The organism is Algoriphagus yeomjeoni (genome assembly GCF_049821175.1).
In the GTDB taxonomy this organism is placed as follows: domain Bacteria; phylum Bacteroidota; class Bacteroidia; order Cytophagales; family Cyclobacteriaceae; genus Algoriphagus; species Algoriphagus yeomjeoni_A.
Genome location: NZ_CP187512.1, coordinates 799,452 through 814,568 on the forward strand (window position 1 = coordinate 799,452; position 15,117 = coordinate 814,568).

The window sequence follows — 15,117 nt, forward strand, 5'->3', positions numbered from 1 at the left end:
GAAAAATACGCTAAAATGAAGAAGCTAATTCTATCAATGGCCTTGATCGGTGCAACGACCCTGGCTTTTGGACAAAAAAAAGTCGTTCGTTCTGCTGAGAAGAACTTTAAATCTGGAGATCTCGCAGCTGCAATGACCGATATAGAAGCTGCAAGCTCCGATCCAGAAACTGGAAGTGATCCCGCAACTTATCTATTGAAAGCCCAGATTGAAACCAAAATGTTTGGTTCTGACTCAAGTAACACCGCTTCTACGGTAGAAACTGGGCATGATGCTTTGTCTACCTACTTTAAAGCCTTTGAGATGGCAGGAAGTAATAAGGAAGACGGAGTAGGTGAAGAGGTTTATACAGATGATATGCCAGGTGTTCCTGATAACCTTAGACCTTATTCTATCTATACCCTTAAAAACATAGCTTTTGATAAGGCTCTGGAAAGGTATAATGATGATGATCAGGAGATGGCTTATGAGTTCTTTGATCTAGCTGGTGAAATAGACCGCACAGATACTACTGTTCATTACAATGCAGGTTTTATAGCTAATGAACTGGGTAAATATGAAGAAGCTAAGAAGCATTTCGGATACTTATTAGATGTAGAAGAATACAATAAACTGACGGTTTATTATCTAATGGTTCAGATTTTAACCGGAGAAGATAAAAATCCAGAGGCCGCATATGATTTGATAATGGCAGCTAAAGAAGATTACCCTGAAGATAAGATACTTGCTGAATATGAGATTCAATTGCTTCTTCAACTGAACAAGATGGACGAAGCTATGGCATCTATAGAAGAGGCATTGAAAAATGACCCAGATAATGCTGGTATCCTTTTGAGATCAGGTTACCTAAAGGAGCAAGCTGGTGATATGGATGGTGCTCTTGAAGACTACAAAAAGTCTGTCGTTGCAGATCCTGAGTTTTATGATGGAAACTATTATACTGGAGCTCTTTTACTTGAGAAATCAAGGGAAATCGTTGTAGAGCTAGGTGCACTTTCTGATGAAGAGTGGGAAAAAAGATCAGAGTCGATGAATAAGGAGTCTAATAGTTACTACGAAGAATCAATACCTTATTTTGAAAAAGCTCTTGAAATCAGACCTGATAATACTGATATTATGGCTATTCTTTATCAGGTTAACATGAGATTGAAGAACGAAGCTGAAATGGAAAAATACAACAAAATGTTGATTGAGTTGAAAGGCACAAATTGGCAAGAAAACATGTAATTCATTTAGCAATATTTGAATTAAAGCCTCTGAATTTCGATTCAGAGGCTTTTTTTGTTTCAACTATAGGTGTCATAGATGCTAGGATAATCAAGTGTTTTACCACCAGAATCAAGAATAAAAATAGATAGCCGAGTTTTTTGCATTATCTATATCTTTGCCCCCAAGAAATTCAAAGTATCTATGCGATTGCAAGGAGCACATGTATTAGTTTGTTTATTTTTTGGATTATTAAGTTTTCAAGCAAATGGTCAATCGAAAAAATTCATTGAGTTTTCCTATGATCAAGGTCCTATCATAGGCAACAATAAAGACTGGGCCGATGAATTAATAGAAAGAATTGATTACAAAGGTTTTGATGTGCGATTTGGCTGGAGAAGTAGGGAGAATAACCACTACAATTATATTAACCGATTCCCTAGCTATGGAGTAGGTTTCACATCTGCTCTGAATTATCATTCTGAGATTGGAAGGCCGTTAGGGATTTATGCTTTTGGAGATGTTCCTTTTGGTAAGATTAATTTTGATAGAAAGCTGAATTTTAGCTTTTATACCCAAATTGGCTTAGGGTTAAACATGAATCCCTATGATGCAGAAACAAATTCAATAAATGGATTCGTAGGATCTGCTGTAAATGCTCACATTCATTTTGGATTAAAAGCTTCCTATAATATTTCTAATTCATTTAATGTTTTTACTTCAGTAGGCACCAAGCATTATTCAAATGGTTCTATCAAGAAACCCAACTCAGGAATTAACTTTATTCCTATTGCACTAGGAATTCAAGTTCAACTGGATCAAGAAGAATTTCAGCCTGGTCCAAAACCTGATTTTCCTCCCTTGGAAAAAAGGTTTTACTGGGACATCGCTGCATATACCGGCTTGAAGAGCTATGAAATTGGTGAAAAGGCCTATTTCAGAGGAGGATTGGGGCTCAACTACCTTTGGGAGCTTTCCTACAAATACCGGGTAGGATTAGGGGTAGATTGGTTTTATGGCGCTGGAGCAAAACAACGATTCCCTAGCGAAAATGTGAGATTTACAGATGTTAACTCCTTTGCTATCGTTGGTTCTTGGGAATGGAAATTGACAGAAAAACTTTACATGCCCATTGCAATCGGAGTTTACCTTGATAAAGCAGCTCTTAACCAGGAAACTGCTAGTTTCTATGAGCGAATAGGTGTGAGATATAGGATGAATCAAAATTTATTTGCCGGTGTACAGATTAAGGCTCATAAGGCTAAGGCAGACTTTTTTGAATTTACTTTGGGATACACGATTCCTGGCAAAGTGATAAAAACTACTAGTCGTTAACCGTTTCTTTTTCCTTTAATCAAAAAATGTTTTTATTTCCATCAGGCTTATTCTAGCTTGTAAGGATAAATTATGCCCATTTATGACCAAGCCTGTTCTGCTCAGAATTTCAGCATTTCTTTACCTCTCGATTTTTAGTTTCATTGCTTTTGCTCAGTCTGTCCCCTCCTCAGAGATTTATCATCAGTTACTTCAGCTTAAAGAAACTAAGCGAGTATTGTATGTGGCTGCGCACCCTGACGATGAAAATACCCAGTTGATTTCTACGCTTCGGAATGGTGAGCATGTGCAGGTTGCCTACCTAAGTTTGACGCGTGGCGATGGTGGTCAGAATTTGCTTGGCAAAGAACTAGGGATTGAACTTGGTCAGATCAGAACCCAAGAATTGCTCCGTGCTCGAGAAACAGACGGAGGAAGACAGTTTTTTACCAGGGCAATGGACTTTGGTTATTCTAAGAATCCAGATGAGACTCTTCAGAATTGGGACAAACAGAAGGTGCTATCTGATGTGGTTTGGGTTGTTAGGAGTTTCCAGCCGGATATAATCATCACTCGATTCAACACCGTGCCAGGAGGAAATCACGGCCATCATACTACTTCGGCTATTTTGGCAGAAGAAGCCTTTGATCTGGCAGCTGATCCAACTGCATTTCCTGAGCATCTGAAATATGTACAAACCTGGCAGCCAAAAAGGATTTTTTGGAACTCATACAATTTCGGAGGTGAGTTTGAAGCCAATCCAAACGAAAAATATGCAGTTTTTCAGGTGGGGGATTTTAACAGCCTGCTGGGAAAAACATACAGCCAAATCGCTGCAGATAGCCGTACTATGCACAAGTCTCAAGGATTTGGCGCAACTCCAAGAATAGGTTCTGCAGAGGATAATCTTCAGTTTATCAAGGGGGAATCATTCCAAACTTCCGCGTTTGAGGGAATTCCAAATCGCTGGGCTCAGATAGATGGGGGTAAGGAAATAGAGGCTATGATTCAAAGTGCCATTGAGAAATTCAATTTTATTGAGCCATTAGTAAACCTGAAAGCTCTGACTGATATTCGATCAAAACTTTTGGCTCTTGGCTCGAAAATACCGTGGGTTGCAGAGAAGGCAAAGAAAATAGATGAGCTGATTTTTGAGACATTGGGATTGAAGATGGAGTTTGTAACAAATCAAGAGCTTGGTTTTGCCGGAGAGGCTATCAAAGCTAACCTAGTTTTCAACAACCCGTCAGTAGTCTTAGTAAACGACATTTCGCTACAATTAATGGACAGTTATTATTCTGTTGATAAAAGAAGTGCTGTAAATAATGAACCTGTCCAAATTCCAGTTGAATTTGAAATACCAGAACACACCCCTCTTTCACAGCCTTATTGGTTGGTTAATCCTGTAGTAGATGCTATCTATAATGTGAAAGATCAGAATATGATAGGAAAACCTTTTAACGACATGAAGGTAGGCGGTGATTTAACTTTCAAAATAGATGGACAGGAATTCAAAGTAGAGATTCCTTTAGAATACAAATACAATGATCAGGTGGACGGAGAAGTGAAGCAACCTTTTACCATTGTCCCAGAGATCGACCTGAAAGTGTCGGATCAAAATGTCTTTTTGATCCCCGGGGTGAATCCAGTCGTTAGTATTTCTGTCAATTTCAATGGAGAAATCAAAGCAGGTGAACTGACTTTTAAAAACCTACAAGGTTCGGAATTTGAAATCCTGGGAACCGAAGAAAACATCGCTCAAAAGAAGAGAATTTATCAAGTTTCTTTCAAACTAGATAAAAATGAAAAAAGGGAAGTCATAGCTCAGTTTAAAACTTCTGACGGTAAACTATTTGATCAAATAACTCATAGAATTTCCTACAAACATATTCCAAACCTTACTTATTTTTCTCCGGCTTCTATCAATCTGATACAGGAGAACTGGGAAGTATCTGGTGCTAAGATAGGATACATAATGGGCGCTGGGGACGATGTGCCAGCGGTACTTTCTTCTTTAGGTTATCAGGTGACGGAAATCAATGACTATTCTCTAGCAAACCTTTCACTATATAAAAGCATCGTAGTTGGAATCAGAGCATACAATACCAATGCAGACCTAGCTGCCAATCAGGCAAACTTAATGGCCTACGTGAACAATGGGGGGACCATGGTCGTGCAATACAATGTGAGTAGACCGCTCCTTACTGAGAACCTTGGACCTTATCCTTTTTCTATCAGTAGAGATCGGGTGACTGTAGAGAATTCCCCCTTCGAAGCGGATTGGGATCATCCGGTTTTAGCTGGTCCTAATAAAATCACTGCTGCTGATTTTGACGATTGGATTCAGGAAAGAGGATTGTATTTTGAGGCTAATATTGCTCCTGAATATTCTACTCCGCTGTCTTTCCAAGATCCGGGAGAAGATCCTTTGAATGGCTCGCTGATCTATGCGAAATATGGTAAAGGGACATACATTTATACGGGAATCTCCTTCTTCAGAGAGTTGCCTGCAGGTGTACCAGGTGCCATTAAATTATTTATAAACTTGATCGAGCAATAGTTTTGGAGGAGAAACGAATACATTGGAAATACCTTTACGCAGGATTGATAGCTTGCCTTCTATTGCTTATGGTGTTATTTAATTGGCTTAAAGTCACCTACGCATGAGCACGTTAGATTGGGTAGTACTCTTTGGTACTATGGCGCTCATAGCGACTTATGGTATTTATAAAACGTATGGTCCGAAGAGTCTGGATTCCTATTTAAGGGGTAAAAACTCCATGAATTGGTGGTCAATCGGTTTATCGATCATGGCTACTCAGGCTTCTGCTATCACTTTTCTAAGTACTCCAGGCCAGGCTTATGAAGATGGGATGCGATTCATTCAGTTTTACTTTGGGTTGCCTTTAGCTATGATCATTATTTCGGTTGTTTTCATTCCGATTTATTACAAACTGAAAGTTTATACTGCATACGAGTTCCTGGAAAATCGATTTGACCTAAAAACCCGAACCCTTGCAGCACTACTGTTTATTCTGCAGAGAGGTTTAGCAGCAGGAATAACCATATATGCCCCAGCAATTATATTGTCCACTTTGCTAGGTTGGAATTTGACATTTACCAATGTTTTGATTGGTTCGGTAGTAATTCTTTACACCGTCTCAGGTGGTACTGAGGCAGTTTCCATTACCCAAAAACAGCAAATGGCTGTGATGATGGGAGGGATGATTCTTGCTGGAATTATTGTCATCCAATTGCTTCCAATTTCTTTTCAGGAAGCCATGCATGTGGCTGGGAAAATGGATAAGCTGAATATGATCAACTTTGAGTTTGATATTTCAGATCGATACAATGTCTGGTCGGGGATGACTGCTGCGGTTTTTCTCTTCCTTTCTTATTTTGGTACGGATCAAAGTCAGGTACAGCGCTATCTTTCTGGCCAAACGCTGTCTCAAAGCCGAATGGGACTGATAATGAATGGTTTTTTGAAGATCCCTATGCAATTCATTATTCTATTTATCGGAGTGATGGTATTTGTGTTTTACCAGTTCTTTTTACCGCCGGTAGTATTTAACAAAGTACAAACGGATAAGCTGCGAGAAAGCGAATATGCTAGTGAGTTTGAAGGTTTGGAGGCAGAATATGCGGAGAAATTTGAACTCGGTAAATCTTCCTACTTGGAAATGCTAGATGCGATAGAGCAAGGTGATGAAGGTCGGGAAACAGAAATTCGAGAGAAAATCTCAGTTTTAAAGTCTGAGCAGGAAAATATTCGCGAAGAGGTAAAAGAGCTGATTGTGACGAATGATCCTGTGGCCGAGACCAGAGATACCGATTACGTATTTATGCGTTTTGTGATGGACAATCTGCCTAAGGGAGTTATTGGGTTGCTTTTCGCTGTAATCTTCTCTGCAGCGATGTCATCCACAGCTTCTGAGTTGAATGCACTTGGCTCTACGACTACTGTTGACTTGTATAAGCGGTCCATCAATCAAGGAGGGTCTGATAAGCATTATTTGACTTCTTCCAAGTTATTTACTGCCTTTTGGGGAATAGGAGCGATACTCTTCGCCACTTATGCATCTTTGTTTGAGAATTTAATTCAGGCAGTCAACCTACTTGGTTCGCTGTTTTATGGTACCATACTGGGGATTTTCTTGGTAGCATTTTTTATGAAATGGGTCAAGGGACAAGCGGTATTCCTAGCAGCGCTATTATCACAGGCGCTGGTCTTATTTGTTCATTTTAGCAATGGAGATGTGATGGATGGAAAACTTTGGGATATTGGTTTCCTTTGGTACAATCCAGTTGGATGCTTGGCTGTAATGCTATTTGCAGCGCTACTGCAGCTGGTGTTGCCTTCTAAAAATGCCAGTCAATCTTAAAAAGTGAAAGCCTCCCAAATCGGGAGGCCTCTGAAATCAAAGCATCGGGCATCTAGAATCTAGCCTCGGCAATTCAATTATTTCAAAGACTTGATAAGCCTTTCGTTCAATCCAACATAATCTGGATTTCCTGCTTCCTCAGCCAAGTCAATTGCTTCTGTTGCTGTTTCTACTGCTTCGGTCTTTTTGCCTAATGCCGCTTCGATCTTTGCTTTGAGGTGCATCGTCCAGTATTTTGGATCTGCACTTACAGACTCATTTATCCAATCGTAAGCCTGATTCAAATCTTTATCATTGGTGTAGTAATAGCTCGCCGCAGAATAAAGCAAACTAGGATCTGTACTATCACCATCGATCACATATTCTTTGATCTGAGCCATTACGAGCGGATCTACTTCTGTTTCTATTCTGAAGTCAACCCGGGTGTTTTCCCATTTTAGGGATAGGTCAGATCCGGTATCAGTCATGTTAGCAAAGCTAATTTCAAAGGTTTCATTCTTCTTGCTAAGTTTGGCTGGCTGAGCTTTGAATCGAAGAATGTCATCGCTTTGCTGGTAGCCGATAGCTCCCCAAAGTTTTATGTTTTTTGAAAGAATCATGGTCCATTCAGATTTTCCAGGGATGGAATAGAGTGCATATTGACCGGCTGGGATGTTTTTTCCATCAATGATCACATCTGTAGAAAATGACAGCACGGTAGCACCATTGGCTCCCGTTCTCCAAACTTGGCCGTACGGAACAAGTTCTCCAAAAATCTTCCGGTCTTTCGTACTTGGCCTGCTGTAATCCACCGTCACGTCAGTAAGCCCAACTTTTTGAGCGATCTTAGCTGATGGGGAAGCCTGAGGCATTTGGATTTGCTGCGCAAAAGAGATAGCGCAACAAAGTAAAAAGGCTAATGTGAAAGCTATTTTTTGTTTCATTGAATTTGAAGTTTTAATTTGGTTTAAAGCTACTTAAGCGTAAAATTTGATAGTATGTTTTGAAATGTAATGCAATTTGACAGTTTTTATAGTAATAATGTAAAGTGCATCCTGCGTTTTTTGCAACAAATTCGAACCTTTTCCAATGATTTCCATCTTCAATTAATATCCTTCGTATAGAACAGTATGAGTTTAGCTATTATTAGTCCCGGTAAGAATCCTGATATATGGATCGAACAATTCAATAAACTTGATCCTGAGCTTTCTATTAAAGTATATCCTGAGATCACCGAACCCGAAAAAGTAGAGTATGTCTTTCTTTGGCAACATCCCGAAGGTATCCTTTCGGACTTTCCTAATTTGAAGCTGATCAGCTCAATGGGAGCTGGAGTCGATCATATTTTGCGCGATAAATCGATTCCAACAGATATACCAATTGTGAGAATTGTTGACGATAAACTCACCTTTTCCATGACTAATTATGTGGTGATGGCTGTTTTAAATTACCACAGGCAGATTTCTCGCTACCAGATGAACCAAACTCGAAAAGTCTGGGATATGAGTACTCCTGAATTGGATGTTACGATTGGAGTGATGGGAGTAGGGGCTTTGGGTAAAGATGTTATGGATAAGCTGAGCTATATGGGGTTTCCTGTTGTTGGCTTTGGATTTTCTGAAAAGACGGATTTCGAATATCCATATTATGCCAAAGACCAGTTAGATGAGTTTTTGAAAGAAGTGAATGTGTTAGTCTGTCTTCTTCCGCTCACGCCAGACACGGAGAATATTCTTAATGCTGAGCTTTTTGAAAAATGCAATCCGAATACCTACCTCATCAATGTAGCTCGAGGAAGACATTTGGTTGAAGAAGATTTGACAAAAGCCTTGGAAACAGGTCAGCTTTCAGGTGCTATGCTTGATGTGTATCGTGAAGAACCTTTGCCAAAGGGTCATCCGTTTTGGGAGAACTGGAAAATAACCATGACTCCACATATTGCTAGCGTAACTAATCCACAGGCAGCTGCCCCTCAGGTAATAGAGAATATTAAGAGAATCCGCGAAAACAGGGAGTTAGTTAATGTTGTCAATCGTGTAAAAGGATATTGATTACCTAGAGGTTAAAAAAGGAATAAAATGGATCAGACTTTTAAGATATTGTGCCCTACAGATTTTTCTGAATGCTCCTTGAATGCCATCGAGTATGCGACAAGGTTGGGTGAAAAGTACAAGGCTGATCTAGTTCTTTTTCACGTGCTCAACCGGGAGGATTATGAAAAGCTCTCTCCCTCCGACACTGATGGAAAGCATCAGATGGATTTTGTATTAGAAAAACTACAGAATTTACAAAATGCGGTTTTGAAAGAGGGAATAGGTAATGGATTACTTAGCTGCACTTCTGTTGTAAGAGAGGGGAGTATAGTCAAGGAAACTTTGGCTTTTGCTTCTGAACTGGATGCTGATTTGATTGTGGTTGGCACGGAGGGTGTGAATGATTTCCGGGAAAATATGATAGGATCTCGGGCGAGTAGGATAGTGGAGCAGTCAAGCACGGATATTTTGGTTGTCCCTCGGAAAGTATATTTCAAAGCTCCCCGTAAGTTGGTTTATGCGAGTGACTACCTGGAAGAGGATAAAATAGCTATTCAGAAAATCGTTGAATTTGCGAAGTTTTATGATTCCGAGATTGATTTGGTGCATATCAGTTCTACGCATAAAGCACTTGACAAATCGCTTCATATGACGATGGTTGAAGAGATTGAACCCTTTATAAAATACGATAAAGTAAATTTTGTCTTGAAATCTTTCCGAGATGATATTGCCTTAGGTTTGGAGAATTACCTACAAACTGCCAAAGGTGATATTCTGGTGACTTTGAGTGAAAAAAAGTCTTTTTTTGATCAGATTTTCTCGAAAAGTTTATCAAAAAAAATGGCCTATTTTATCAATAAGCCACTTTGGGTTATTAAATCGTTTTAGGTTTTTTTTAACTACTGAGTGCGCCAAGAATGGCACGGAGGACGCTGTAGTTAATTCCTATTTAGTTATAGATCTCGACTCCACTTGATCTGACATGCATGGATATTCAATGTATGCTATTAACTCTTTTTCCCTCCAAACAAGCCCTTCAAATAATTTCCAAATTCCTTTCTGGTATGTGGATTATTGAAAACAGAGCCGAGTGTATTCAGGAAATGATTAAATGTCATTTCCTTTTTTTGCGCGGGGACAATGGGTTTTGCATCTGGTTTTGAACCTATTTTAGGAAGGTCAGAGCTTTCTTCTGGAGATTTTGGAGTTTCAGTTGGCTTGTAACCAACCAGGTCATCTGCTTTTTCGAAGCTCTTTTTTGACTTAGACTGGTAACCCATTTTCTCTTCGACCAATCCTTTATTGTTGTGAGAAACTGCGTCTTCAGGGTCTAACTCAATTGCTTTTTCATAATCGGCTATTGCGCCTTCCAAATCGCCGATTCTATCTTTTAGATAGGCTCGGCTACTGTAACGATAGGGGTTTTTAGGATCAAGATTAGCCGCTCTATCAAGTTCTGAGAGAGCCTCCTCATTTCTTTTGAGTAAATGCAAAACCACTGCCCGATCAGAGATGAAATCTGTATTGTAAGGCTCTAGTGAAATAATGAGATCAAAATCTGCTAAAGCTTCTTCTGTTTTTCCAAGTCTGGAAAGGATCCTTCCGCGACCAAGGTGTAGCTGCGGCTGGTCTGGAGTGGCTTTAACCAGTCCATCAAAAATGACCAATGCTTCCTCAAACTTACCTGTTTTGTATAATTCTACTCCTTTTTCGAAACTCATAATATTTTTTTTAACGGTAAAGGACACAAATGTTAACGCATTCGATCTTTTGAAACCTGTCCTTAATTGAAAACTTTCCCACTTTCATACTTTCCCACTTTTCACTCTTCTCATTTACTAAGACAAATTTAACCCCTGAATAGTTTAGCGAAGAATCTTTCATAGGTTTTTGTAGTCAAATGGATAGGCCTGTTATCTTTAAGCCTGAGAATCTTCTGAATTTATGCCCCAACAACCACAAGCTGTACTTAAAGATCTGAAAGAGAAAAAGTTTGCTCCAATTTACTTTTTGGATGGGGAAGAACCTTTCTTTATAGATCAGATTACGGACTTTATTGAAAAGAATGCAATAGCAGAGCATGAGCGTGGATTCAATCAAGTTGTCCTGTATGGAAAGGATTCCAATGTTGGGCAAATTCTGAATAATGCTAGGAAATTCCCCATGATGGCAGATCGGCAAGTAGTTATCATCAAAGAAGCTCAAAGTCTAGCAGATTTGGGCAAAGAGGATATGCAAAAGCTATTGATCAGCTATGTGCAGAACCCGCTTCCAAGTACCATTTTAGTTTTTGCGCATAAGTATAAAAAGCTGGATGGAAGATCTGCCCTTTACAAAGAACTGGACAAAAAAACTGTCTATGTACGCTCTGATAAAGTCAAAGATTATAAACTAACTGACTGGATAGAAGACTTTATCAAAGAAACTGAACACTCCATTGATAATCGTGCGGCTCAACTTCTTGCTGATTCCATCGGCAATAATCTGGAAGTACTTTCGAATGAAATTGGGAAGATGTTGATCAATTTTCGTGAACCCACGAAGATCACCAACGAGCATATATCCAAGTACATTGGCATAAATAAGGATTACAACAACTTTGAATTTTTAAAAGCCATTGGTTTTAAAGATGTGGTCAAGGCAAATAAGATCATTCATTATTTCATCCAAAACCCTAAGGCGAACCCAGTGATTCCTATGTTTTCGCTGATGTTTAACTATTTCACTAGAATTGCTTTGATTCATCAGGCAAAAAAAACTGGTGCCTCAGAACAACAACTTGCCAGCCTCTTGGGACTACCTCCTTTTGTGGTCAAAGAATACATGGTGGCGTCCCGAAACTACAATTTGGGCAAGGTAATTGATGTGTTCGCATACATCAAAGAGGCCGATCTTCGTTACAAAGGAGTTGACTCCGGAAGTCTCAGCGAAGCCGAAAACCTCCGAGAGCTTGTTTACAAGATTTTGCATTGATTACCTAAGCCACACTATGAAATCGAGTAGTTTTTGATTGTCTTCCAACGACATGATTTTCACTTTTCGAGATTCCCTATCCGACTGGAGTCAGCCGGGCGGGCATATGGCTTTTAAAGGATAAATTTTAATCATATGAAATCGAGCATACCCGAAGGAAAGTCAAATTGGGATGATTACATGCGAGATTCCATCTGGCCATAAGAGAAAAATACAAACAGATGAAATATCACCTTTTGCTCCTTGCGAGCCTACTCGTGCCGAGCCTTGGACTTAGTTTGGAGGCGTATTCTCAGTCTTCCCTCTATCAAACTAGTCCTCAACAGAAGCTAGACCACAATCTGGAGCTTTTTGATAAGCAGCTATTTTCAGCAAGCATTTATGATAATTCAAGACTTTTAGCAAAGCCAGTGAATTCAGGCCAGGCCAAAGCTGCAGAATTGAATCGTGCCATGGCAGCTCTCCAATTGGAAAGTCCAGATGGTCCAGGTTTAATGAAAAGCTATATTTATGAGCATGGAAATGATCCGTCAGTTACTACTGCGGGGTTGTACTTGGGAGATCATTTCTTCTTTAAAAAGAATTTCGCTGAGGCAATCGATAGCTATAAATTAGTAGATGCAGGAAAGTTACCTGTAGAACAGCAAGCCGAAGTGCTTTTTAAGCAAGGTTATTCTCATTTTCAGCTGAATCAATACGCACAAGCTGCGCCTTACTTTGATGCTGGCAAAGCACTAAATCAGCAAGCGAGTTTTGATTCCTATTATTACAGCGGATTCATCGCTATGGAAAATGGGAATACAACAAAAGCCATTTCTGATCTTCAAACGGCCTCTCAATCTCCTTACTATGCCAATAAGGTTCCTTACCTACTAGCAGCTCTGTATTACAAGCAAGAGAGCTATGATCAGTTAATTAGCTATGCAGAACCTAAATTGACGAATGGTCAAAATCTGGAGAAAAGAGAAGTAATCCATCTTTATTTGGCAGAAGCATATTTTGCGAATAAGAACTTTGCAAAAGCTGCTGAAAATTATGATGCATTCATCAATTCCCGAAAAGGTGAGTTAGGACGAGAAGAGATTTATAAGGCTGGGATTTCTCAGTTTGAAATCCAAAACTACCAGCGAGCTACAGATTACCTGAAAGTGTCCGCTTCATCATCCGATGAGATAGGCCAAGCTTCCAGTTATTATTTGGCTCAGGCTTACTTGAAGTTGGAGAATTATCAATTTGCTTCTACGAGTTTCCAATCAGCTGCAAAATCTGATTTTAATCCAGCCATCAAAGAGGAATCTATTTTCAACTATGCTAAAGTGAATTTGCAGAAAGGTAGTTTTCAGTCTGCAATCACAGCCTTGGATGAATATGTAGAAAGTTATCCTTCAGGGAAATACAGAGTAGAGGCTGAGAATTTGCTTTCTGAAGCATTGGTCAATACCAACGATTATCTGCGTGCAATTGAGCAGATGGATAAAATCACCACTAAATCTCCTAGAATTCAAGAAGCTTATCAAAAAGTGGCTTTCTATCAGGCAATGGTCTATTACCGTGACCAGAAGTGGAATCCAGCTTTAGCCTATTTAGATAAGTCTCTGAAGTTTCCTGTTGATAAAAACTTGGTATTGGATACTTATTTCTGGAAAGGAGAAATCAGTTCTGCAGCGGATAATTTGTCGCAGGCGATCAAATCCTACGAGCAAGTGCTAAGCAATCGTCCTTCTGGTACGAATGGTACGGTTACCAAAACTTATTATGGTCTTGGCTACGCATATTTCAATTCCCAGCAATACCCAAAGGCTGAAGATCAATTCAGGAGATTTACTGAGAACAGACAGATCATTGCAAATAAGCAGCAATATGACGATGCAATCTTGAGACTTGGGGACTGCTATTATGTTCAGAAGAGATTTCCTGAGGCTGCTGCTACTTTTCAGAGAGCTATCAATGAGGGGAATTCAGGAGTTGATTACGCTTACTATAGATTGGCAGTGGTCCAAAATTTCCAATCCAGAAACCAAGAAGCTCTTGGTCAATTGGATGTGCTGATTTCTCGCTATCCAAATAGTCTTTATTACGAAGATGCACTATTCCAGAGAGGGCAGATTTACATGGAAGAGACCAGCTACCAAGCTGCTTCTGTTTCTTTCTCTGATTTAGTGAATTCTAAGCCAAATAGTCCATTTGTTCCTTATGCCTTGGAAGGAAGAGCTGTTGCTAATTTCTCATTACAAAATTACGATCAGACGATTAGGGATTACAGCACCATTTTAAACAATCATCCAAATGCTCAAAATGCAGAAACGGCATTGAAGGGACTTCAGGAGACGCTAGCGCTGCAAGGTAGATCTGGTGAGTTCTCAGATTATTTGGACAAATACAAAGGAGCAAATCCAAGTAATGGATCTGTGCAATCATTGGAATTCGAAGCGGCTAAAGGCACATTTTTCGATAAAAATTATACCCAGGCTATTCGTGGTTTTGAAAATTACCTGAAGAGTTATCCTCAATCGGCACAACGAGCAGATGCTTTATATTTCTTAGGAGAAAGCTATTTGCAAGTTGGAGATGAAGATAATGCGCTGGTTCAATTCAAAACTTTAGAAAGAGAGCCGGCTTCTCCCCAGCGAATTAGAGCAATGCAAAAAATAGGGGTGATAGAGCTGGAAAAAGGGAATTATGCTCAGGCAATTCCTTATCTAGAGACCTCCGTACAAAATGCCCGTAGTAAACCGGAAGAAGCCGAAGCTGTTCAGGGTTTGATGATTGCCAATTTTGAAACAAGGAAATATCAACAAGCAATCACTCAAGCAGAGCGCTTGGCATCATTAGATGGGGTAATTCCTGAGTCTTCGCCAAAAGCTTTACTCATCAAAGCGAAATCACAGATTGCGCTGAATCAAAAGCCTCAAGCTGAATTAACACTGACTGCTTTGGTTGCTGATTACAAGACTGAGCAAGGAGCTGAAGGGCTTTATCTGCTGGCACTTGCTTTACAGGAAAAAGGTGAGATCACTCAATCGAATGAGTTGATATTTGACCAGTCTGGGTCATTTGTCAATTATGATTATTGGTACGGCAGGATCTTCTTGCTCTTGGCAGATAACTATGTGAAAAGCGGGGAGGAGTTCCAAGCGAAAGCGACTTTGGAATCCATAGTAGAAAACTCTACAAATGCAGAAATTAAAGAAATGGCTCAATCCAAACTTCAAACCCTTAAGTAAACC

Annotated in this window: 10 protein-coding genes; 8 read left to right on the forward strand and 2 right to left on the reverse strand. The window is 39.7% G+C overall.

All coding sequences use genetic code 11. The annotated features are described in order from the left end of the window. Positions 1 to 15: 15 nt before the first annotated feature. The 4 genes from ACPUEN_RS03125 (at position 16) to ACPUEN_RS03140 (ending at position 6,905) form a co-directional block, all read left to right on the forward strand. A complete protein-coding gene (locus ACPUEN_RS03125) occupies positions 16 to 1,227 on the forward strand; it encodes a tetratricopeptide repeat protein (RefSeq protein WP_425638372.1) in 1,212 nt (403 codons plus the stop codon). 183 nt (positions 1,228 to 1,410) lie between these two features. Then, complete coding sequence (locus ACPUEN_RS03130; RefSeq protein WP_425638373.1) at positions 1,411 to 2,541, forward strand: acyloxyacyl hydrolase; 1,131 nt, start codon at positions 1,411 to 1,413, stop codon at positions 2,539 to 2,541. Positions 2,542 to 2,623: 82 nt separating this feature from the next. Further along, on the forward strand, positions 2,624 to 5,080 hold the full coding sequence (locus ACPUEN_RS03135; RefSeq protein WP_425638374.1) for a PIG-L family deacetylase: 2,457 nt from the start codon (positions 2,624 to 2,626) through the stop codon (positions 5,078 to 5,080). Positions 5,081 to 5,183: 103 nt separating this feature from the next. After that, positions 5,184 to 6,905 (forward strand): sodium:solute symporter, encoded by a 1,722-nt coding sequence (locus tag ACPUEN_RS03140; RefSeq protein ID WP_425638376.1) that lies wholly within the window; start codon positions 5,184 to 5,186, stop codon positions 6,903 to 6,905. Between the two features lie 77 nt (positions 6,906 to 6,982). Here the strand turns inward: ACPUEN_RS03140 and ACPUEN_RS03145 are convergent, their stop codons facing one another. Beyond that, positions 6,983 to 7,828: a DUF2911 domain-containing protein gene (locus ACPUEN_RS03145; protein ID WP_425638378.1), complete on the reverse strand. Its 846-nt coding sequence runs from the start codon at positions 7,826 to 7,828 to the stop codon at positions 6,983 to 6,985. Between the two features lie 186 nt (positions 7,829 to 8,014). Between ACPUEN_RS03145 and ACPUEN_RS03150 the strand changes: the two genes are divergently transcribed. Together ACPUEN_RS03150 and ACPUEN_RS03155 are read left to right on the forward strand one after the other, a co-directional pair. Then, positions 8,015 to 8,935 carry a 2-hydroxyacid dehydrogenase gene (locus tag ACPUEN_RS03150; protein WP_425638380.1) on the forward strand — a complete coding sequence of 307 codons (921 nt, stop codon included), beginning with the start codon at positions 8,015 to 8,017 and terminating at the stop codon, positions 8,933 to 8,935. 27 nt (positions 8,936 to 8,962) lie between these two features. Further along, entirely contained in the window at positions 8,963 to 9,805 is an 843-nt protein-coding gene (locus tag ACPUEN_RS03155) for a universal stress protein (protein WP_425638381.1), read from the forward strand. A 119-nt stretch (positions 9,806 to 9,924) separates the two neighbouring features. Here the strand turns inward: ACPUEN_RS03155 and ACPUEN_RS03160 are convergent, their stop codons facing one another. Beyond that, complete coding sequence (locus tag ACPUEN_RS03160; protein WP_425638383.1) at positions 9,925 to 10,638, reverse strand: tetratricopeptide repeat protein; 714 nt, start codon at positions 10,636 to 10,638, stop codon at positions 9,925 to 9,927. Between the two features lie 223 nt (positions 10,639 to 10,861). On the opposite strand from ACPUEN_RS03160, the gene holA reads away from it, so the two are divergent. Continuing rightward, positions 10,862 to 11,890, forward strand: a complete 1,029-nt coding sequence (gene holA / locus ACPUEN_RS03165; RefSeq protein ID WP_425638385.1) for a DNA polymerase III subunit delta — start codon at positions 10,862 to 10,864, stop codon at positions 11,888 to 11,890. A 221-nt stretch (positions 11,891 to 12,111) separates the two neighbouring features. Next, positions 12,112 to 15,114, forward strand: a complete 3,003-nt coding sequence (locus ACPUEN_RS03170; RefSeq protein ID WP_425638387.1) for a tetratricopeptide repeat protein — start codon at positions 12,112 to 12,114, stop codon at positions 15,112 to 15,114. Positions 15,115 to 15,117: the final 3 nt, after the last annotated feature.

What these genes read in the sequence shown, in the direction of transcription:
- ACPUEN_RS03155 (WP_425638381.1), top strand. Translation starts at nt 8,963, where the DNA reads ATGGATCAGACTTTTAAGATATTGTGCCCTACAGATTTTTCTGAATGC.
- ACPUEN_RS03135 (WP_425638374.1), top strand. Translation starts at nt 2,624, where the DNA reads ATGACCAAGCCTGTTCTGCTCAGAATTTCAGCATTTCTTTACCTCTCG.
- ACPUEN_RS03130 (WP_425638373.1), top strand. Translation starts at nt 1,411, where the DNA reads ATGCGATTGCAAGGAGCACATGTATTAGTTTGTTTATTTTTTGGATTA.
- ACPUEN_RS03150 (WP_425638380.1), top strand. Translation starts at nt 8,015, where the DNA reads ATGAGTTTAGCTATTATTAGTCCCGGTAAGAATCCTGATATATGGATC.
- holA (WP_425638385.1), top strand. Translation starts at nt 10,862, where the DNA reads ATGCCCCAACAACCACAAGCTGTACTTAAAGATCTGAAAGAGAAAAAG.
- ACPUEN_RS03145 (WP_425638378.1), bottom strand. Translation starts at nt 7,828, where the DNA reads ATGAAACAAAAAATAGCTTTCACATTAGCCTTTTTACTTTGTTGCGCT.
- ACPUEN_RS03170 (WP_425638387.1), top strand. Translation starts at nt 12,112, where the DNA reads ATGAAATATCACCTTTTGCTCCTTGCGAGCCTACTCGTGCCGAGCCTT.
- ACPUEN_RS03125 (WP_425638372.1), top strand. Translation starts at nt 16, where the DNA reads ATGAAGAAGCTAATTCTATCAATGGCCTTGATCGGTGCAACGACCCTG.
- ACPUEN_RS03140 (WP_425638376.1), top strand. Translation starts at nt 5,184, where the DNA reads ATGAGCACGTTAGATTGGGTAGTACTCTTTGGTACTATGGCGCTCATA.
- ACPUEN_RS03160 (WP_425638383.1), bottom strand. Translation starts at nt 10,638, where the DNA reads ATGAGTTTCGAAAAAGGAGTAGAATTATACAAAACAGGTAAGTTTGAG.